This is a genomic window from Vibrio sp. B7 (genome assembly GCF_963888765.1).
GTDB classification, from domain to species: Bacteria; Pseudomonadota; Gammaproteobacteria; order Enterobacterales; family Vibrionaceae; genus Vibrio; species Vibrio anguillarum.
Map to the genome: position 1 here is coordinate 102,795 of NZ_CAWPKR010000035.1, position 20,745 is coordinate 123,539.

Annotated in this window: 15 protein-coding genes; 10 read left to right on the forward strand and 5 right to left on the reverse strand. The window is 43.8% G+C overall.

The window, feature by feature from the left end:
• Nucleotides 1–54: 54 nt before the first annotated feature.
• Nucleotides 55–1,260, reverse strand: coding sequence for a multidrug efflux MFS transporter EmrD (emrD, locus tag AACV32_RS11485; RefSeq protein ID WP_170895148.1), 1,206 nt, complete (start codon nucleotides 1,258–1,260; stop codon nucleotides 55–57).
• Between the two features lie 346 nt (nucleotides 1,261–1,606).
• Here emrD and AACV32_RS11490 point away from each other — a divergent pair, with 346 nt between their 5' ends.
• Both AACV32_RS11490 and yegD read left to right on the forward strand, forming a co-directional pair.
• The gene (locus tag AACV32_RS11490) at nucleotides 1,607–1,864 is read left to right on the forward strand and encodes a hypothetical protein (RefSeq protein ID WP_017045096.1); all 258 of its coding nucleotides are present in this window, start codon (nucleotides 1,607–1,609) and stop codon (nucleotides 1,862–1,864) included.
• Nucleotides 1,865–1,971: 107 nt separating this feature from the next.
• The gene (gene yegD / locus AACV32_RS11495) at nucleotides 1,972–3,324 is read left to right on the forward strand and encodes a molecular chaperone (RefSeq protein WP_017045097.1); all 1,353 of its coding nucleotides are present in this window, start codon (nucleotides 1,972–1,974) and stop codon (nucleotides 3,322–3,324) included.
• Here yegD and AACV32_RS11500 read toward each other — a convergent pair.
• Nucleotides 3,315–4,268, reverse strand: coding sequence for a DMT family transporter (locus AACV32_RS11500; protein WP_026028600.1), 954 nt, complete (start codon nucleotides 4,266–4,268; stop codon nucleotides 3,315–3,317). The two genes, yegD and AACV32_RS11500, sit on opposite strands and share 10 nt — an antisense overlap.
• 149 nt (nucleotides 4,269–4,417) lie before the next feature.
• Between AACV32_RS11500 and AACV32_RS11505 the strand changes: the two genes are divergently transcribed.
• Nucleotides 4,418–4,873, forward strand: a complete 456-nt coding sequence (locus AACV32_RS11505; RefSeq protein ID WP_026027548.1) for an Lrp/AsnC family transcriptional regulator — start codon at nucleotides 4,418–4,420, stop codon at nucleotides 4,871–4,873.
• A 38-nt stretch (nucleotides 4,874–4,911) separates the two neighbouring features.
• Here AACV32_RS11505 and AACV32_RS11510 read toward each other — a convergent pair whose 3' ends face one another.
• The gene (locus AACV32_RS11510) at nucleotides 4,912–6,162 is read right to left on the reverse strand and encodes an SGNH/GDSL hydrolase family protein (protein WP_170895147.1); all 1,251 of its coding nucleotides are present in this window, start codon (nucleotides 6,160–6,162) and stop codon (nucleotides 4,912–4,914) included.
• Between the two features lie 504 nt (nucleotides 6,163–6,666).
• On the opposite strand from AACV32_RS11510, the gene AACV32_RS11515 reads away from it, so the two are divergent.
• The 3 genes from AACV32_RS11515 to AACV32_RS11525 all read left to right on the forward strand — a co-directional run bounded on the left by AACV32_RS11515 (nucleotide 6,667) and on the right by AACV32_RS11525 (nucleotide 11,026).
• Nucleotides 6,667–8,889 (forward strand): leukocidin family pore-forming toxin, encoded by a 2,223-nt coding sequence (locus AACV32_RS11515; RefSeq protein ID WP_170895146.1) that lies wholly within the window; start codon nucleotides 6,667–6,669, stop codon nucleotides 8,887–8,889.
• Between the two features lie 265 nt (nucleotides 8,890–9,154).
• Nucleotides 9,155–10,096, forward strand: a complete 942-nt coding sequence (locus tag AACV32_RS11520; RefSeq protein ID WP_170895145.1) for a lipase family alpha/beta hydrolase — start codon at nucleotides 9,155–9,157, stop codon at nucleotides 10,094–10,096.
• A gap of 69 nt (nucleotides 10,097–10,165) precedes the next feature.
• Entirely contained in the window at nucleotides 10,166–11,026 is an 861-nt protein-coding gene (locus tag AACV32_RS11525; RefSeq protein ID WP_170895144.1) for a lipase secretion chaperone, read from the forward strand.
• 73 nt (nucleotides 11,027–11,099) lie between these two features.
• Here the strand turns inward: AACV32_RS11525 and AACV32_RS11530 are convergent, their stop codons facing one another.
• Together AACV32_RS11530 and AACV32_RS11535 are read right to left on the reverse strand one after the other, a co-directional pair.
• Nucleotides 11,100–13,856 (reverse strand): immune inhibitor A domain-containing protein, encoded by a 2,757-nt coding sequence (locus AACV32_RS11530; RefSeq protein WP_170895143.1) that lies wholly within the window; start codon nucleotides 13,854–13,856, stop codon nucleotides 11,100–11,102.
• Nucleotides 13,857–14,051: 195 nt separating this feature from the next.
• The gene (locus AACV32_RS11535) at nucleotides 14,052–14,297 is read right to left on the reverse strand and encodes a hypothetical protein (RefSeq protein ID WP_019280755.1); all 246 of its coding nucleotides are present in this window, start codon (nucleotides 14,295–14,297) and stop codon (nucleotides 14,052–14,054) included.
• A gap of 506 nt (nucleotides 14,298–14,803) precedes the next feature.
• On the opposite strand from AACV32_RS11535, the gene AACV32_RS11540 reads away from it, so the two are divergent.
• From AACV32_RS11540 to AACV32_RS11555, 4 genes are all read left to right on the forward strand, one after another.
• The gene (locus AACV32_RS11540; RefSeq protein WP_017045106.1) at nucleotides 14,804–15,565 is read left to right on the forward strand and encodes a class II glutamine amidotransferase; all 762 of its coding nucleotides are present in this window, start codon (nucleotides 14,804–14,806) and stop codon (nucleotides 15,563–15,565) included.
• Nucleotides 15,566–15,754: 189 nt separating this feature from the next.
• Nucleotides 15,755–18,199, forward strand: a complete 2,445-nt coding sequence (locus AACV32_RS11545; RefSeq protein ID WP_170895142.1) for a M9 family metallopeptidase — start codon at nucleotides 15,755–15,757, stop codon at nucleotides 18,197–18,199.
• 239 nt (nucleotides 18,200–18,438) lie between these two features.
• Nucleotides 18,439–19,620, forward strand: coding sequence for a DUF3103 domain-containing protein (locus AACV32_RS11550; RefSeq protein ID WP_017045107.1), 1,182 nt, complete (start codon nucleotides 18,439–18,441; stop codon nucleotides 19,618–19,620).
• A gap of 195 nt (nucleotides 19,621–19,815) precedes the next feature.
• A complete protein-coding gene (locus tag AACV32_RS11555; RefSeq protein WP_026028180.1) occupies nucleotides 19,816–20,727 on the forward strand; it encodes a siderophore ABC transporter substrate-binding protein in 912 nt (303 codons plus the stop codon).
• Nucleotides 20,728–20,745: the final 18 nt, after the last annotated feature.

A 20,745-nucleotide genomic window follows, 5' to 3' on the forward strand; every position in this document is an offset into this window, starting at 1 on the left:
AATAAAAAAAGCAGAGAGGCGGTGACCTGTCTGCTTTTTCTTCATTACAGTTTATTAAACAGCCAATGGCATTTCATTTGATGGATCATGTTTACTGTAAACACGAATCAAACCAACCACAGCGAACACAGACATCAACAGCATCAATGCGCCAAGTGGCATCTGGTCATGAGCTGGAATAGCCGACGCTAAAAGGGTGGCTAAACCAGCCCCAAGGTTTTGCATACCGCCTAACACAGCACCTCCTGTTCCTGCATGGTAAGGCAGTGGTGTTAACGCTCCAGTGGTCGCTGCGGGAAAGAGAATGCCTGCACCGAGAAAATAGACAGTGGCACCACCAATTAGGGTCAATGCGCTGGTTTGCCCCAACACTCCAGGAACAAACACCACCAATGAACCTAATGCTATCGCTACCAAGCCCACATACAAGGCGCTTTTTTCGTTGAAGTTCAACGCAATAACACTCGATAGCGCCGCACCAACTAAATAACCAGGGATCGGTAAGACAAACAATAAGCTGACGGTGGTGGCAGGCAGTTGCAAAACGCCACCAAGTAATACACCTGCAGCGGCTTCAAACACCGCGATGCCAGAGAAAGTCGCCACGAGACAAATTAAATACCCTTGGAAACGTTTGTCACTCAGCACATAGCGATAGCTGTTTGCAACCGATTCGTGTCTGCGAGCCGCTTTAGGCAATGTTTCTACCATACTCGTCATCATAGTGATCACCACGGCAATCGCGAATAGGGATAAAAATAAGTAACTAGAGCGCCAGCCAAAACTTTCTGTTAAGTACCCACCAAGAACAGGAGCAATGAGTGGCGAAAAAATAACGCACATGCTGATAAGGCTATTGGCCTTATGCAATTCTGCTCCTGAAAAACAGTCTCGGGTAAGGGTTCGAGACATTGCGCCACCACACCCAATGCCAAGCCCTTGAATAAAACTACCAACCAAAAACCAATCGTATTGGTGAGCAAATAATGCGAGTAGTGATCCTGCAATATAAATCAGCAACCCAGCGATAATAATCGGTTTGCGTCCTAGACGGTCTGACAATGGACCATAGACAAATTGTGATAGTCCATAAGGGATTAAATAACATGCCATGACCGCCTGCAGTGATGCAGGAGAAACTAAAAATTCTCCCGCCATATGGCCAATGGACGGGACGTACATCGTTTGTGTCATTTGGCCGACAGCGGTCAAAATCGCAATTAAAAATGTGAGTTTCACTAACGGAAACGATGCGGACATGGTCTATCTCCTGCACAATAGTGCAACTACGAAATATAATTAATATGAATAATGAAACTAATGGCCAGCGTTAAAAGTATCGCTCTTTCGGCGCGAGATATTAGTGAGGCTAGGCGCTTTTATCAATCTAAAAGTGTGAAGTTGAGCAAGATAAAAATCTATGATTTGAATTAGAAAAACTAATCATTATTCGGGTGGTTAAAGAGAAATGAAAGACGGTTCCAATGCCTGTGTTGAGTATGGCTCTTGGTGTCTGATAATGTACCTAGTTTTTCTATTGCTTTTGTGCTGAACAGTGACTAATATTTAATGCAAATGAGAATTAATATCATAAAAGGTGTAATTAATGATGTTACCTTTACTTGCTGCATTATTATTTATAGTGGGACTTGGCAAAAAGTTGTCGGTTCCAAATTCGTGGCTCTTCTACTATGCACTTTCTGTTGTATTGTTAAGCTGGCTATTCAGTATGAACCCCATTTTTGTCCTGATCCCGTTGTTTATCTTGTCACCTTGTCTTATCCACTATCGACATATCAAGGTGATTAAAATGGCTTATGTGGGCTGCCTGCTGCTGTCTTTTTTCGTCTCTTGGCTTGTGTAAACCAATCCATGTCTTTTCTCGCCAGACATTCCAAGTAGTTTGGGGATAGTATTTGTGAAAATCATAAGGTAGGATCGGCGGCCTTTTTCTGATGCTAGGAGGTAGCGATGTTTATTGGTTTTGACTATGGAACGGCGAACTGTTCTGTCGCGATGATGCAAGATGGGCAGCCAACATTGTTACCCATAGAAGGTAAAAGCCACTACATTCCTTCGACAATATGCGCCCCGACGCGAGAGTCCATTTCTGAGCATCTGTTCCGTCATCACAATATTACGCCAAGCGATAAAATTGGTGAGCAAGTACTTCGCCGCGCGATCAATGTGAATAGAGAAGAGAGTATTGAACTTGCCGCGCAAGACATTGCCTTTGGCCAAGCGGCGCTCGATCTCTATCTGCAGGATCCGCGCGATATTTATTACGTTAAATCCCCTAAATCATTTCTAGGCGCGGCAGGTTTACGTGATGTGCAGGTCAGTTTTTTCGAAGACTTGGTGTGCGCCATGATGGTCAATATTAAGCATAATGCAGAGCAGCACCTTCAGCGCACCATCCAAGATACTGTGATTGGTCGTCCTATTAACTTTCATGGCCGAGGTGGTGAAGAGGCCAATCGACAAGCGGAATCTATTTTACAACGTGCGGCGAAACGCGCCGGTTTTCAGCACATCAGTTTTCAGTTTGAACCCGTTGCGGCGGGTTTAGAATATGAAGCGACTCTGGTGCAAGATCAAACCGTACTGGTGGTTGATATCGGTGGTGGAACCACCGACTGTTCATTGCTAAAAATGGGGCCGAGTTGGCGAGGGCGTGACGACCGCACCGCGAGTTTGCTTGCGCATAGTGGCCAACGGGTCGGAGGCAATGATCTTGATATCTATATTGCTTTCAAACAGTTGATGTCTTCTTTTGGATTAGGAAGTAAAGCCATTTCTGGCATTGATATGCCGATCACGCAGTTTTGGAACCCGATTGCAATTAACAACGTGGAAGCGCAACGTGACTTCTATGCTCAGCAAAACTTGGCAGCATTGAAATTGCTACACAAAGAGGCGCAGCAACCAGAAAAGTTGGCGCGTTTGCTGAAAGTCTATTTTGAAACGCTCGGCTATCAAATTGTACGCCGTGCAGAAGAGGCAAAAATTGCTCTATCTGATCTTACGCAATGTCAGGTGGTGCTCGATCTTCTTTCTGAGCAGATCGAAGTGCAAATTGAGCGTGAGCAAATGATCGACGCCATTGAATCCCCTAAAGCGAAAATGGTGGAATTGGTCAAAGAAGCGGTTGAACAAGGTGGCGTAAAGCCGGATGTTATCTTTATGACGGGCGGATCTGCTCGTTCTCCAATATTACGCCAAGCGGTAGAGCAGCAACTTCCCCACGTACCCGTTGTCAGCGGTAACTACTTTGGTTCAGTGACTGCTGGTTTGGCTCGTTGGGCAGAGATTTGCTATCGCTGATATGAGCGCTTAGCGCTTCGTTTTTGATGCGTAGGGGGCCGGTAATATTGCGAATGATCGTGTTTCATTAAAACATTACTGGCAACCAAGCTACCTAAGCTTATCAACCCTAATCCGATCCAAGTCAAAGGCGTTGGCATCTCACCAAAAACGGGAATCGCCAACAAGGTTGCCACGACTGGTGTTGCAGAGCCAAAGGCCGCGGAGCGTTCTGCGCCGAGTGTTGAAACTGCATATAAATAGGTAAATGCTGCAATGAGCCCCGCCCCGACACCTTGCAGCAGTGTGTGTCCCGCCAGTTCTTTCCACGGCCAGTGTGCAAAAGAGTGTGTGGCTAAGTAGCTATCGACGATGCCTAAAGCGATTAGAACGGCCAATAAAATAGTAGAAAGTAAAGCAACCCATCCCGCGCTGACGAGCGCATGCAAATTTGCTACCCGCGCACAAATTGTAAACATCGCCCACATCAGGCTGCCGGTTAAAAACATCAAATGCCCGGTCAAACGGTTTGACTCAAAATCAGTGGCACTTGAATAGAGGAAAATACCAACCCCTGCCACCACTAAAGTCAGCCCAGCTATTCGATGGCGACTTAACGGCTGTTTAAACAGCAACACCGCGATACCCGAGACAAACAGCGGCAGCACGCCCGGAACAAGCGCGCTACCATCAGAAACCGGAACGTAGTGCATCGCATGGCTTGTCATTAGTAAATAGGGCAATCCACAGCCAATAAATAGACCAATTAAGTAACGTATAGGTACATTTTGCAATTGATGTCGAGTTCTCCAAACCAATGGAGAGAGCAACAAAGCGGGCAGTAAAAAGCGCGTTAATGCAATATCCGCAGGGGTTAATAGGCCGCTCGCCCCTGCCTTTAAAGAGAGGAAAAAGCCGGACCATAATAACAGTGTGGTGCCTATCGCGAGGTAGCCATAAATCATAATTTCATTCACATCAATGGATGGTTTCTCACCATTATCTATGGTTCGGCTTACTTTTATCCGGCAAGTTCACCCTTATTGCTAGATGGTTTAGCACTTATCCGCTATAAATTAGCAAAATGTTAGTGGATTTCATCAAGGATCGAGTAATGGATAGAATAGACCGCCGCATGTTGACCTTATTACAAACAGAGGGACGCTTAAGCACCGCAGAGCTTGCAGAAAAGGTTGGATTATCACCTTCTCCCTGCGCAAGACGCTTGAAACGATTAGAGGAGAGCGGGATCATTGATGGCTATCAAGCTCGCTTAAGCCGGCAAGCTGTCGGAGTTGGTATGACGGTTTTTGTTGAAGTTAGCCTGAATAATCATCAAGCCGCTTCCATTGATAGTTTTGAAGAGGCAATCAAAGAGATGGAGGAGGTGATCAGCTGCCATGTGGTTTCAGGTGCGTATGATTACTTGCTGGAAGTCGTTAGTGCCAATTTATCAGGGTACGAAGCATTTACGCGTCAGTTACAGCGGCTCAACAATGTAAAAGATATGCATACCCACCTCGCCATGCGTCAAGTGAAAGCCGCTACCGCGATGCCTATTTGGGTTTAGAGACAGCACTTGCGTGCTGTCTTCAGGGTCAGACGTGCTTATTCAAATTGAAATGACGCGAGAGAGTTTTTACTGATTTCGTTGGCAATCAATTGATGGATGGCCGTGGTAGGGTGCGTGACGCCCCAAAATACGTATTTGTCAGAGCTATGGTAAGCGCAATCATTGGTTAAGCTATGACGGTATAAGTAATCTAAAGCTGAATTGCGATTGATGTTGAGGCATGCATCGGTCGCATTTTCAAAGCCGTATTGCTGTGGATTGGCTGTGAGGTTTTCAAACAAGCTATGGGCATCAAACAGGATGATATTTACCCCTTGCATCTGATAATACAGTGCTTGTTGCTGAATAAACGCATTGAAGGTGGTGATCTTAGCGCTGACTTTCGCTATCTCTTCTGCTGTTGAATATTTAAATTGCGGGGCTTTGGTTGCATCGGGTAGGGTGAGTAGAATAATATTTTTGGCCCCTGAATCCACAAGACGAATCATCGCGCTGCTAAAATCTGCTTTGACTTCATATACTTCACGGTTGTAATTCATAAAGTCATTCAAGCCAAATTCAAGGGTAAAGAGCGTATTTTCTGGCTGGTAGTTTTTGGCCATTGTCATGTAATTTAGATAAGAGCGGACTTGATCATTCACACCCGTCAGCGCGATATATTGATTACGCCCTGCGGCACCGCCAATCGCCCAGTTATATACAGGCAAATTGTGCATTTTTGCTAAATACTCTGTCCACACCAAACCATTGGAAAAGTGTCCTAAAAACCAAGAGTTAGGATTGGGAAATTTCCATTGTGACGCATTGAATATATTTCCTGTATCCGAAAGGCTGTCACCTATGGTCACCATTTTATTAATGACGGGTTTGGCATTTTTTTTATCGTTAGTCCAGATCGAATGATTGTATGAGAACCTATTGTCTGCTGCGAAATAAGTAATATCTGCAGAATCGTGACTGACGCCGAGCGTCTCTTCACAACGCTGTTTTATTTCATATTGTGAGGTGTCGGTATAAAACATATTTTTAAAGCGCACAGACGACCACCAGTAACCACTAATGGTGTAGTCATTTCCTTGTTCATCCAATGCCCACTCCCAATCTGTTGCTGGGTCATCATGATTGCCAGCGGGCCGATACCAACAGCGTACATAAGTGTAGGTTTGCTTATTTTGCGTATTCATTACGCCATAAGCGGTAACTGGTTCTGAGGTGGTATCCGTATTTTCTGCAATCGCCATGGAGAGTGGCAATATTGCGGTCATCAATAACGTCATTAGTTTCATATTTTTTTCTTATTGGTTTAGGCACGTATCTAATAAAGAATAAGTGCAAAAGTGAAATTAACAAACTGGTCAGACCTATTTTGGATTTATGGTGTTAAGCGTCAATCAATAAACGACTATGTTGAACATTATTTGGTATTAAGATCAAACAATGAACTGTCAGTGAAGAAAATACGAAGGGGTTTTTATAAATCCTAATTTAGATAAATAACAATAAGGTTTTGCTTTATTAATTTATCCTAATGTTAAATCTTAGTGACTTAATAAAAATATCAATAAAATTAGAGCCAGTCAATGTGTGTAAAAATCAAACAGTTTTATTGTGATTTTAAGCCACATTAAAAATCATTTCTCTTTGTGTTTGTTATTTTAAGATCTATTAATAATTCGCCACAAAGGTTCCAAAAAACCAATACCCTTTTATTTTGTGGCCTGAAAAAATAAAAATGGGTATTTATTTTCTTTTAAATACCGTGATAACAATAAAATGCTTACGAGGTTTATATGTTAATAAACAGAAGAAAAGCACTTAGCGCTATTGCCATTATGTCAGGTTTGGTATGGAACACCGCTCAAGCTGACGTGAATCAGCCGCAAGGTTTGGCCATTGAAATGTTCAGTGAGCTTCAGGATGACAGCCAAATCAATTACTTCAATGCGAGCTATTGGTTACAAGGAGAGGTTGAGCCCCCGACACTAATGCAGATGCGTGACGATGTACTGAACCAACATATGCGCTATTTTGTCGATTTCAGTACGATTGAAGGTGAGTCGCAAAAGACAGAGGCGAAAGCATTGCTCAGGAAAAAACTGGGCTTAGCGTTTGCCAGTGACTTTTTGATCATCAGTGAACACAAAGGAGAATTGTTGTTCACACCGTTAGATGACGAGAATGATGCCAACATTCGTCTACTGGAAGCCGCCCCAATTGCCTATTCTCGTCAGCGCCGTAGTACGGCCAGTATGGTGTCAAATAGTGGTTCGGAAACGAACTCTTTGCCACACGTCGCGTTTTATTTGAATGTCAATCGGCCTATTACTGATAATGAATGTACGTTTAATAACTCACATCTTTGGGATCGAGGTACGCGAGTGTTTTGCGATAACCCGAATATCTCTTTGATCTATAGAGTTAATTTAGAGCGTTCATTACAATATGGCACCATTGGCTCTGCGACACCGGACGCGAAAATTGTTCGCATCAGCTTAGATGATGATACAACGGGTGCGGGGATCCATCTCAATGACCGTCTTGATTATCGTCAATCAGGTGCTGATTACGTGACATTAGATGCTTATTTCCGAGACTGGTCGACTGATGCCATCGCTCAAGACTACCAATTTGTATTTAACTCTTCGAACAACAAAGCGCAGATCTTAAAAACGTTCCCGAGAGAAAACCTCAATGCGGAGTATGAAGTCAAAGAGGTATCCGGCTTCCAGCTAGGAGTGAGTGGTGGTGTAGAGGTTAGTGCTGATGGACCTAAAGGCAAGCTAGAAGCCAATGCCAGCTACAACCAAAGCCGTTGGTTAACCTTTAAAACGCACGATTATCGTGTTGAACGTAGCACCAATAATGCACAAAACGTCAGCTTTAAATGGAATCGTAGCCAATACGCGACTGCCGAATCGATGATGAATCGCTCTACGGATGCGCTGTGGGTCAATACTTATCCTGTGGATACCAACCGTATTAACCCGATTGGTTACGCGAGCTTCGTACCCAAAATGGATGTGATCTATAAAGCCGCTCCTAATGCAACAGGGACAACGGAATTTACCATTGATTCTTCGGTCAATATTCGTCCCATTTATAACGGTGCTTATAAGCATTATTATGTTGTAGGTGCGCATCAGTCCTACCATGGTTTTGAAAATACGACGCGCCGCAGAGTGAGCAAAAGTGCTAGCTTTACTGTCGATTGGGAGCACCCAGTATTCACGGGCGGTCGTCCAGTGAATTTGCAATTGGGCAGCTTTAATAATCGTTGCGTTGATGTGGCTGATAATGGCGCGCTCTCTGCCTCAAGCTGTGATGAAACCAAAAACTCACAATCTTTTATTTATGATCAGTTAGGTCGCTATGTGAGTGCAAACGACATCCATCAATGTTTGGATGGACAATCACTGGGTCAATTACAAACCTGTAGTTCGAGTTTAAGTCAGCGTTGGGAATGGATAGAAAACAGCGATAAGCTGAGTAATGTTTTCTCTCATGAGTTACTTGGTCATGATAAAACCAGCGGTGAGTTAGGTTTGTATGCTGATGGCAATGATCAGGTAAGTGTGCGCACCATTACCGCTTACACCAACGTATTTCATTCAGATAGTGAATCGGCCGTATTTGGGTTTACATCGGGTTCATTGGCCTTACAAGATGTTGGTCAATCGGGGACACTGTATATTCGCCATGGTGCTGCGATTGATGCAATTGGTACGCAAGCCAATGCGATGCAAGGCGGTGAAAGTGGTAGTTTGACTGAAATTGATCTGAAACGCGTTACGCAAATAACCGTTACTTCCGGTGAGTTCAAGTACGGTGGCAGCCATTTACTCCGTATGACTTTTAAGCTTGATGATGGTTCAACCAAAGTAGTGGGGTCAAAAGACTACGCAATCAGTACCCACGATGAAGTGTTTGAGCTGCCAGCCGGATCGGCAATTCGGCAAGTCAAGGTTTGGTCTGAAGGTTGGTTAGCCGATGGTATTCAATTTATTATAAAATAGCGCAATCAGTTCATGATTGAGTAGTAAAGAGCGCTCATGCTTTTGGCTTAATTAGCTAAAACGTGAGTGCTCTTTTTGTTAATGCGATGTTAATTTTATCTGTTGTTTTTTTTAGTTCATTCACGAAGCTGGTAAGCCGACATGAAATAAAGTGCTTTTCTTCTAAAGTTAGGGTGCTCCTCAGAGGTCTAATCTCTGGTGTGGTAACGGTAGGCTAGATGTATGCCGTGCCTAAACCAGACACTACAATAAAAAGGAATTTACTTTGAAAAGAACGATTATTATTGCTGTTTTTTGTCTGCTGAGTACCACGGCGCTGGCGGCAACCAGCACGGTGGCGTTAAGTAAGACAGGCTATACCCAAACCCAGTACCCTATTGTGTTAGTTCATGGCTTATTTGGTTTTGATACGCTGGCCGGAGTCGATTATTTCTACGGCATTCCGCAATCACTGACGAAAGATGGTGCAGAGGTCTACGTGGCTCAAGTCTCTGCAACCAACAGCTCTGAGCTAAGAGGTGAACAACTATTGCAACAAGTGGAGTCGCTTTTAGCTGCCACGGGCGCTCAAAAAGTTAACTTGATTGGCCATAGTCATGGCGGACCAACGGCTCGCTATGTTGCATCAGTTCGGCCCGATCTTGTGGCGTCTGTGACTAGCATTGGTGGCGTGAATAAAGGCTCAATCGTGGCAGATTTAGTGCGTGGGCACATCAAAGAGGGCTCCATTTCTGAAGCGATTGCCGTCAAAATGGCGCAAGGATTGGCGGGTTTGGTTGGCCTTCTTTCTGGGGGAAGTAACCTAGAGCAAGATCCTTTAGCCTCCTTAGAAGCTTTAACTACCCAAGGTTCGCTAGCGTTTAATCAACACTACCCAGAAGGCGTTCCAAGCAGTGAATGTGGTGATGGTGAATTACTGGCTGACAATGGTGTTTATTACTATTCGTGGACAGGATCTTCGACCTTTACCAACCTCCTTGACCCAACTGATGCTGCGATGATGTTGACTGGGCTTGTCTTTAATGGCCCTAATGATGGTTTAGTCGGCGTATGCAGTACTCACTTGGGTAAGGTGATCCGCGATGATTACCAAATGAACCACTTAGATGAAATCAACGGCTTGCTTGGGATACACCACCTTTTTGAAACTGACCCCGTTACCTTGTATCGCCAGCACGCTAATCGATTGAAGCTTCAAGGTTTATAACTTCGAGGTCTATAGTTTCGAGGTTTATAACTTCAAGTTTTGTAACATCAAACTTTATAAGGATTGGCTATGAAAAAGCCCGCACTATTTGGTTTTATCGTGATCATCTTGGGGAGCATCGGTGCGGTGCTTTTTCTGCAAAAGCCAGTATCACCACAGAGCGCGTTACAAACGTCATCTCAACAAGATACGGAAATAGACAGCGCATCGAGTCTTGATTTAATTCACTATTTTATCTCTACATTAGGAGAGAGTTCATTACCTGAGGTTGAGCTGCGCATTGCCCAGCATGCTGAGCAGGATGAGGGCGTGGTGATCGATCCAATGCTTTTTGAACAGTTTATCCAATACAAACAAGCATTAGCTGAGTTAGAGGCTAATGCTTCCATCGCCAATCTCGATCTTGCTACCTTAGCTGAGATCAATCAGCAGTTACTGAAAATACAAAGTCAATTTTTTAACGTTGATCAGCAAAGTATGCTGTTTGGTGAAGAGAATGCGTTGCGAAATTTAGCATTAGAAAAGCTGCGCATTAAAGCTCAAGCAGTCGATTCATATGATGAGCAGTTGCAGTGGCAAACGTTATTAGCGCAGCAGCCAGAATACATTCAGCGCAGTGAACGCAATGTACAACTACTGCCAGCACTCAACGCGAGTCGCCATTTGTCCACGCAAGAGCAATACTTAGCTTGGAACGAGTTGGTTGGCGAACAAGGAGCACAGCGGTTAACGCAGCTTAGTGAACAACGAGAGCAGTTTTCTCAGCATCTCGAAAACTATCTACAACAGCGTTCGGCGGTGCTTGAAAATACGCGCTTGAGCCAAGATGAAAAAAATCAGCAAATTACGCAACTGCGTACCCAAACGTTTGAGGTCAAACAACTCAAACGCGTCGAGGCGTTGGAAAGGTTAAGTGATCAATCGCTTTAATTCTGTTTATCCAATAAAGAAGAGCGCGACCGAAGCCGCGCTCAAGTTCTCTAAGAGAAAATAGAATAGGTGGTTACAAATTCACCACAATGGTGTTAGTCACTGTTGCACCTTTGTCATCCATCACTTTAATTTTCACTTCATGTTTTCCAGAGCTTGGGAAAATGGCGGTGAAGAGTTTGCCACGTTTTATTTTTCCATTCGGCAGGGTCCATTCCGTATCGACAATTCGCCCATCGCTATCGCTGCTGGTTGACCACATTGTTACCCAGCGTCCAAGGTGGATGTACTTAGCACTGGCTTGCGGTAATGCGTTAGGCACTTCAACCTGTATTGTGCGCGTAGTGGTGTTGGTTGCGCCTTTATCATCCGTTACGGTTAGGCTTACGGTATATTGCCCTGCTTTGGTGTAGCTCCAGCTTGGCGCCATTTCGCTGCTCATTTGGCCGTTACCAAAATCCCATGCGTAACTGACTAGCTCGCCATCTTCATCATGGCTGTAGTTGAGAGCACTGACAGATAAACCGTCGGTTTTAAGCTCAAAGTTGGCGACAGGAGCTTGGTTTTGTTCGCTGACTTTTGATAAGCGAATTACGCCGTACTCATTGTCTTGGCCTTGGTTGAGGATGTCGATCATCAAGCCAAATTCCGTTAACTTACGCCCAGCATCTGGTACTAATGGTGAGCTGTAATCCGCGCCATCAGAGAAATTACCATTACCGATTAAGCTTGTGTCTTCGAGCACATCACCATCGGCAGCGACTAAACGTAGAGGTGTTTGATCTTGCAATGAGAAGGTTGCATCTCGAACTTGGAAGCGCGTTTGTGCGGCCTCACCAGTTTTTGACCAAACCAATGCGTTTTGATCCGCATCGACGACACCTAACCAACCTTCACCTGGGTGGTTACCTACCCAGTTATCCGTGTAAGATTCATCCACATACCAAACTAGTAGGCCGGGTTCGAAAGTCATCAACTGGCCCATGCGTTTGATATTGGCTAAGCCTTGGTCGACGTCATTGTGGCTGCGCCATTGCAGTAAATAATAATGTGGCGCTTCATGGAAGCCATTGTTGGTGGTGTAACCTTTAAAGGCGAAGGTGGATGTTCCTTCGGCATCATCAATAAGGGTTTGCTGCCCGTCGACCTCTAACTGTAGGTTATCAAGGTAAAGACCTTCCATGGCTAAGCCGCCATCAGTGACATAGTCAAAGCTGAGTGTCACTTCTTGGCCTGCCCACTGGGAGACGTCAAATATCGCATCAACCCAGCCATCCGACTGACCAGCAATAGCAGGTACAAGCCCTGTATTGTACGGGTCATCCATGGTGGTGATGTTACCAGCAATCGCTTTACCATTGATCAGTACGCGTGCAAAGTCGTAGTCTTTTTCAATCTGATACCATGCTTTAAAATTCAGCGTAGCTTGTTCACCTGTAGGGATAGAAAGCTTACGAGACATGCTATTTTTCAGATCATCGCCTCGGTTTGAATAAAAAGCGGACGAACCTTGATAAGGCTTCACTCCATCAACACGTTTCAGTGGTAAATCAATCTTCACCATATTTGGTCGAGCATTGTCAGTGGTTTGGAATAGGGTAAATACGCGAGGATTTTTCTCTAACTCTGCAATCGAAATTTGATCGTCATTGATCCAACGACCACCGACCGCTTTTTGTAAGAACTGTTTAGACCAAGAGCTGAATGCCGTCGGTTGTGTTCCGCCAATTTTTCCGGCCCAACTGCCAGAAGACATGATGGACCAATAGGAAACTGGCTCACCTTTACCTGTGTATTGGGTATCGTATTCGTCAGGCAAACCTAAATCGTGGCCATACTCGTGTGCGCAAACCCCAGCGGCCGCATCAATCGGTTGCATGGTGTAATCAAAGGCGGCATATTGGCCGTTAAAGCGATCTGGAAGCGTACTTTTTGTGCCTTGAAGGACATAAGGTTGGCCGAGATTATAACGGTGGGACCATATGGCGTCAGGTCCAAGCACACCGCCGCCGGCTTCTTCACCAACGGATGCATGGAACACCATCAAGTGATCGATGACGCCGTCCGGTTCGCGGAAGTTGCCATTACCATTGTAATCGTAACGATCTTCAATATCGTAATCGGCCAGATTAATACTAGGGTCTTGCGCCAGTTGGTTCAGTGCTTCGCGTACCAACTCTTGCGCATTCATATCTTTGTCTGTTGTTGCCGAGTTGCCCCCGTAAAACGCGGCGTTTTTAGACGCGCGATACCAACCTGCGGCTTGCCCGGCCACACTGTAGCTTTGCCCAGACTCGCTTTCATAATACTGACGCATCGAGATGAAATTTTCTCCATTAGGGCCTGCGTAGCCCGCATCGGAAAAAAGCAGATCTTGATAGTGAGGTGGATTGTAGCTGGCATAGAGCATTTCAGTATGCTCTTTGGTCAGGCGGTTATCGTTCCAAGGTAAATCGGGAAAATCAATTAAAAGCGCTAATACCTTATCGGTGCGTTTGGTGCTGATATCGAGAGCAAAAACGCTGGCTTTTTGGTGGCCTTTTTGTTTTTCAATGGTCTTTAATACCCGTGCGCGTTGCTCAAGAGCTTGCTTACCAAATTGCGCATCGCCGTGGAAGCCCGATTTGATTTTCTGCTCTAAATAACGATCCAAGGCATCGCGCTTGATTGCATCGGTAGCATTGGCATCCACAACACCGTTACGCACTAACATTTCAATGAGTTTATCTTCATTGACTACCCCTAAATCAATCGGGGTGTGCGCATAAGCACTGACGTTAAATAGTGTTACCATTGCTGACGCAAGCAAGGTTTTCCTTATGTGTTTCATCTGCTTTCCTTATTTTTCTTTCTGTATTTATGGTATTAACAATTTCACTGAACTGATTTCCATACGACTGAGCGCTATAGAGAATAAATGGCTTTCATCGCCATAAAATAGAATTCATGGACGCAATGAGTGGCTGGTATATTCTTATCTAGGCAAGTTTTCTGAGTGTTATTCAGTGAAGATTGAACGGGTGATTTAGTCGCTCTTCGGCGGAGAAATACACGCTTCTTCTTGATGAGTTGTCGAATTGAGAGACTTTTTTTTGTGGTGTTTTCTTTGTAGATAAAGAGCAAGTGCTTGTTGTTGCTGTTCTGATGTCAGCCCTTCACATATCACACCTCGTTCGATTAATGAGGCGAGCAACCGTTCATCATCAACTGAAGATTGAGCAAGGCTAATTGATGAGTAACTAATTAATAAAAAATAAATTAAATGTTTCACAGTATATCCATATAATGTGTGAATTATTTGTAACAATTTATATATCAGTCATACGCATAGCAAGTGTAAATAATTGTTGTTTTGAAATAACATCATATTTTAAACATAACCAGTTAACATTTGGTTTGTTTTTAATTGATAAATATGTTGGTTCTTTATTCTTAAATTTAGAATTAATAATTGATGGATTTGTATTTTATTCTTAGTGATGAAGATGAAATTCTTTAGATAAATAAAGTGATAGGTTAGAATCCAATCGAAAGTGAATGTTGGGTCAAAACCAACAATGACTAATAATAGGTTTAGTATTTTTAATAATATGAACTTTGCTAAAAGATGATCTTCGTTCAATAAATAATTCATCATTTAAGCCTGCATTTAAGAGTCATTAACTTGTGGCGTTGATGAGCCAAGTGGCAAAGGTATCGTTGCCTGGACACCTTGCAGCCATTGAGCAAACGTGCTTTATTGAAATCAGTGACTGATTATTTTGGAATGTTTGCATTATGTGCCGCTGGCTCGCCTACCAAGGAACTCCTATCTACCTCGATCAACTGGTTTATCAACCGGAACACTCTCTCGTGCACCAAAGTTTAGAAGCGCGTAAAGCGGTCACCCGTGTCAACGCTGATGGGTTTGGGCTGGGTTGGTATACCGAACGCACTACACCCGGGCAGTTTCATGAAGTCTTACCCGCTTGGGGAGATGAAAACCTGCGATCCTTAACGCATCACATTCGTTCTCACCGTTTTATGGCGCATGTGCGTTCGTCCACCGGAACGCAGGTTTCCCGTTCTAACTGTCATCCGTTTATTTTGGATCACTGGATGTTTTTACATAACGGGCAAATTGGTGAGTTTGAAAAAGTGAAATTCGCCTTAGAACGGCAGCTACCGGAATCGCTATACGTCAAGCGTGTTGGGACAACGGATAGTGAATTGATTTTTTTATTGATGATGAGTAATGGGTTACGCAGTCAGCCAGTACAAGCCATTACGACCACGATTGGTCAAATTGCGCAGGCTTTGGCGGAGAAACAGATAGTCACACCTTTTAAAGCTTCGATTTGTATCTCTGATGGGCAAGATTTTTGGTTAGTGCGTTATAGCTCTGATGGTAATCCGCCGACTGTGTTTAGTAAAAGCGAAGGCGATAATATGGTGGTTGCGTCAGAACCCCTTGACAGTGAAAGTGGTTGGCAAATGATTGAGCCGCAAACCATTACTCATGTGATTGGCGCTCAATGTACTGTGTATCCGATCACTTAGTTAGTGGTGGAAAACAATTAGTAATATATTGATATATAAGATCTATTGGTTAATCGATTGCTCTCTCATGAGAGCAATTCTTTTTTGAAGTAAGATCTTGGTTTCTATGCGCCAAGTTTCATTTTATTAATGTGATTCTGATATAAACCGCGACTCATTTATTTCTATGATCTATAGAGAGTCGTTACTATGCGTATTGCGCCTGTTCCATCTATTCATTCCCCTCGTCTCAAACCTAACGCTTTACTATTGGCATTATCGTTAGCAGGATTACCGTCTTTTTCTTATGCATTAGATGCCTGCCAGTTTAATGATATCACCCAAGCACAAGAGCCAATTTTAGCGATTAAAAATGCACAACCAGCCTGTTATAACTCGTGGTTTTATACCGATAGTAAAGCCATCTTGGGTCTATACAGTGAAAATAGTATAGACAGCATTAACCGAGCGCTGGCGTTAGAGGTTTCGCAATATCAAGGAACAGAAGCGCAAGCCAAATCTATTGCTAATCTGGGGGAGTTTATCCGTGCCGCGTATTATGTGCGCTATGGTGTAAAACAAGATTTTGGTGATTATTCGGACCAATTGAGTAATGCGATTGCGGATACGATTAACCAGTTTATGTTATCGCCTTATAGTTTGAGCTTAGGTCGTGAACAAGTGGCGGCCATGTCGAGCTTAACGTTAATGGTCGATAACGTGAAACGCCTACCTTCAACGATGACGAATTTCATCGTGCTATTGGACGCCTTTAACCCACAAACGGCGCAAGATGTGCAGTTTGTTGATGGTTTAAATAACTTATTTCGATCCATGAGCGGCCATGCTTCGCGTGATGATTTTTATCAAGACATTGAAGCCCATCCAGAATATTTGGAGACACTGTATCGTTTTGCCACTGAGCATGATTGGGCGTTAGGAACCGATGCCGATTTCATTTTGTACAATGCGGTGCGTGAAACGGGGCGCTTACTGGTTAGCCCTTACCCAAACACCAAAACTCGAGTCATTGCGATTTTAGAAAAAGTACTGGAACGTTACCCGCTGGGTGGACGTAGCGATAAACTCTGGATTGCTGCGGTTGAAATGCTTTCTTACTACGCGCCAGAGACATTGGAAGCGCTTAATTTAACGCAAGCTAAGCAGCAACTTGAACAGCGTATCATGCCAAATCGTCATCAATGTGATGGGCCTGCCATTATCCGTTCGCAAGGCTTAACACCACAACAAGCAGAGCAAGCGTGTGAAATTTTGAATGAGAAAGAAGCCGACTTCCATGCCGTCGCGAATACCGGTTTCACGCCCGTGGCCGATGATCTCAATCAACAAGTGGAAGTGGTGGTATTTGATAGCAACGAAAGTTATGTCAGTTATTCCAACTTCTTGTTTGGCAATACTACCAACAACGGCGGGCAATACCTTGAAGGCAACCCGGCTGATGCCAACAACACAGCGCGCTTTGTCGCTTATCGATATGCGCAGGATGAGGCGTTGTCTATTCTCAATTTAGAGCATGAATATGTGCATTATTTGGACGGACGCTACAATCAATACGGTTCATTTTCTCTCAATTTAAGTGAAGGCCATATCGTGTGGTGGTTGGAAGGCTTCGCTGAATACATGCACTATAAAAAAGGCTACCAAGCGGCGGTAGACTTAATTGCTGAGAAAAAACTGAGCCTCACGCAAGTGCTAGCCACTACTTATCAAAATGACACCAATCAAATTTATCGCTGGGGCTATTTAGCGGTTCGTTTTATGCTGGAAAACCATCCCAATGAAGTGGATCAACTGCTAGCGCTATCACGTAGTGGCGATTTCAAAGCATGGGCTGAGCAAGTGAAACGGATCGGCAAAAGCCTAGACAGCGAATTTTCAACTTGGTTAGACACTTTGACAACGGACAGTGGTAATCCAGACGAGCCGACTGTGCCGCCAATTCAACCAGAAGACACGATGAATCATTTAGCGTTAGGGCAGAGTGTTACCTTGTCGGGTGAGCAGTACAGTGAACAACTCTATTATATTGATGTTCCAGATAATATCAGTGAATTGTCGATTAATATTAGCGGTGATGGTGACGCCGATCTTTATTTAAGTTATGAAAAAATTGCGCATTATTATGATTATCAAATAACAAATTTTGAACTGCATAGTAATGAAACAATTGCACTAGAGAAACAAGCCAATGGTACCGTTTTACCGGGTCGCTATTATTTTAGTATTACGGGTAGAGAAGCTTATCAGCGTGTTGAATTAAATACGAAAGTAAGTTACGCCATGACCGATAATACGCAAAAGCCTAGTGATGATTTAGCACCTGTTGTTCTCGAAAATCGTCAGCCAATGACGTTGGGTATTCATCAAACTCGCTATGCAGCGATTTATGTACCAGAGGGAATGAGCAGTGTCAAAGTTTGGCTCCAGCCTATTGATGAGATGGCAGCCCACAATGTTGATCTTTATGCAGAAAGCGAGCACTGGCCTACATTGACTCATTTTGACCAAGCGTCTAAGCGCTCTGATAGTTATGAGTATATCGAACTGCCAGTGACACAAGCGGGCTATGTCCATTTCATGCTTAATGCACAGCAAGCCAATAGCCAAGTCGAGCTCTATGCAACTTATGAATAACTAATGAATAAAAAGAAGTGTAAAAGCACTTCTTTTTATTAAAATCATATAATTAGCCAGAAAAGTAATAGCTATATTAACATTTTTTAATTTAATCTTTACTTAATAATAATTTGATCTTGTGGGAAGAATATAAATTAACACTCTATTTATTTCTTGAAAGAATAGCATTCGGTGATATTGTGTTTTTATGTAGAGTTATTACTCTATGTTGTAATTAAAAATATTAAGGGTTCATTATGAGATATATAACACCCGTTTCATTACTGCTTGTGGCCACTATTATGGGGTGCAACTCAGAAGAAGCGACAACCAGTAGCACCAGCCAATCTAATGCTGATGCGATTGCACAGCAAAAAAGAGCGTTAGCACTGCAACTGAGTGAAAGTTACGCCGAGCTTGAAACCACACTTAAAACTGAAATCAGCGCGCAAAACCTATCCATTTCTGTTTCCACTTTGTTTGAAGAGCAGCCTGATTCCGATTTTAGTCAACAGATGGTTGTAGCAGACGCGCAAATTCGTTCAATGAAAGGCATTGAGGATTTTACTGAGCAGTTGCTGCAACTGCGTATTGCCGATGCGTCGATGATTAAAGAGTGGCAAGAAGGACAAAGCCCGTTGTTTGCTTTTGAGCCCAAAGGTAATGATGCGTCTTGGCAATATATTGAAGCGTTTGATGTGTACGGACAGGTGCATCAACTGGACGTATATCAAATGCCAGATGTACCCGTTTTCGTGGTTGATAGTAATAGCGAAGTGGAATTGCGCGCAGGCTTACAAGCAATGCGTGCACAGATGAACGCATTGGGTCAATCGACCACATTGACCACAGTAGAAAGTGGTAGCGTCGCCGCGCAAGCGATGGCCCGCAGCAGCGATAATAGCGCTGAGCCTATTTCCACCACAGTACTGAAAAAAATTCGTTTAGCGGATGACAAAGAACCGTGGATCTCTGGAGCGGCTGAAATTTATGCGATTGTTACAGGCATCAATCCAAGCCGAGATGAGCCGACCATTGACTTAGTTGAAATGCCTTATTTGGATTACGACAAGCAAGATTACTTCCCAAATCAAGTGATGATCCAATGGTCTCGTTACCGTTGGGGCGCAGCCGATCTTATCTTGATGGAGCAAGATGATGGTACCGACTATAAGGAGCTGGCTAAATTACTCGTCAAAGTAGCGGAAGAAGTGCTGAAGCTTATCCCTGATCCAGAAGTGCAGGCGTATGCGATTATTCCGCAAATCACGGGCAAGATCATTGATGCGATTCCCGATGGTTTACTGGTCAACGACGACGATTATGTCGATGTCTTTTACACCTTGATGCAAGACACCAGCTATGTTGATCATCCTGGAGCGAGTGGTAACGCAGTGGCCACTTTTGAGCCTTTGACGATTAACCCGACACGTCCATAACATTTCTCTCCCCCTAGAAAGCGAGCGCGAATCTCTTATTAGCGCTCGCTTTTTCATCATTCTTGCTGCTTCTGATCATCATGGCCGATTTTGATGTGAATAGGGTTGCTTGAACGACGGTCAACGATTATATTACCCGAACTTAATGCGAATGCTTATCAAAATCTGTCGCAGTTATTTTGAATGGGAACCTATATGAAATCGTTGTTTAGTTTGGCAGCACTTGGCTTGCTTACCTCTTTTACTCTCAGTGCTAAAACCGTTTCTGTGGAGCATCAACTCGGTACCACGACGATCGAGCAAAATCCGCAACGTGTGGTTGTCATTGGTTTGGGTGCGTTAGATACGTTAGATCGCTTTGGTATTGAACCTGTCGCGGTATCGAAAGTGACTGAACTGCCGAATTATTTAGCGAAGTACAACAGCGATACATACGCACCTGCCGGTTCTTTATTTGAGCCTGATTTCGAAACCATTTATATGCAAAAACCGGATGTGATTGTGATTGGGCCGCGCGCCGCAACCAGTTATGACGAGCTATCTAAAATTGCACCAACTATCGTTTTTGCAGCCGATGCAAGCCAAGGCTACTGGCAGAGTACACAACAGCAGTGGCGTAATCTAGGCAAAGTATTTGCTATTGAAGACCAAGTGGAAGCCAAAATTGAAGATTTAGATAAGCAGTTTCAAGCACTTCGTAGCTTTAATCAGAACAACCAAATCGATGCGCTCACAGTGATGAGCTCTGGCGGTAACATTACCGCTTTTGGGCCTGAATCACGTTTCTCGGCGGTGTATAAAGATTTTGGATTCAAAACGACCGTCGATAGCATCAAAGCGACACGCCATGGCGATCTAATCTCTTATGAATTTATTCGCGAACATGATCCTAAAACCTTATTGATCATTGATCGTGATACGTTGGTCAACAAAGGGCAAAGTCACACTCGCCAAGAGTTTGAAAATGACCTGATCAAAGCGACGGCGGCCTACAAAAATAAAAGCATGGCGTTTTTAGACCTTAATGCTTGGTACCTATCCATTTCTGGTGTGACTGCTACAGAGCAGATGATCAGCGACGTTAGAAATGCTGTACACATTCACTAATTTGCCACAAACAAGCTG

Coding starts and splice junctions, on each gene's coding strand:
- AACV32_RS11505 (WP_026027548.1), top strand. CDS start 4,418: ATGGATAGAATAGACCGCCGCATGTTGACCTTATTACAAACAGAGGGA.
- AACV32_RS11515 (WP_170895146.1), top strand. CDS start 6,667: ATGTTAATAAACAGAAGAAAAGCACTTAGCGCTATTGCCATTATGTCA.
- AACV32_RS11550 (WP_017045107.1), top strand. CDS start 18,439: ATGAGATATATAACACCCGTTTCATTACTGCTTGTGGCCACTATTATG.
- emrD (WP_170895148.1), bottom strand. CDS start 1,260: ATGTCCGCATCGTTTCCGTTAGTGAAACTCACATTTTTAATTGCGATT.
- yegD (WP_017045097.1), top strand. CDS start 1,972: ATGTTTATTGGTTTTGACTATGGAACGGCGAACTGTTCTGTCGCGATG.
- AACV32_RS11500 (WP_026028600.1), bottom strand. CDS start 4,268: ATGATTTATGGCTACCTCGCGATAGGCACCACACTGTTATTATGGTCC.
- AACV32_RS11545 (WP_170895142.1), top strand. CDS start 15,755: ATGCGTATTGCGCCTGTTCCATCTATTCATTCCCCTCGTCTCAAACCT.
- AACV32_RS11540 (WP_017045106.1), top strand. CDS start 14,804: ATGTGCCGCTGGCTCGCCTACCAAGGAACTCCTATCTACCTCGATCAA.
- AACV32_RS11525 (WP_170895144.1), top strand. CDS start 10,166: ATGAAAAAGCCCGCACTATTTGGTTTTATCGTGATCATCTTGGGGAGC.
- AACV32_RS11490 (WP_017045096.1), top strand. CDS start 1,607: ATGATGTTACCTTTACTTGCTGCATTATTATTTATAGTGGGACTTGGC.
- AACV32_RS11555 (WP_026028180.1), top strand. CDS start 19,816: ATGAAATCGTTGTTTAGTTTGGCAGCACTTGGCTTGCTTACCTCTTTT.
- AACV32_RS11530 (WP_170895143.1), bottom strand. CDS start 13,856: ATGAAACACATAAGGAAAACCTTGCTTGCGTCAGCAATGGTAACACTA.
- AACV32_RS11510 (WP_170895147.1), bottom strand. CDS start 6,162: ATGAAACTAATGACGTTATTGATGACCGCAATATTGCCACTCTCCATG.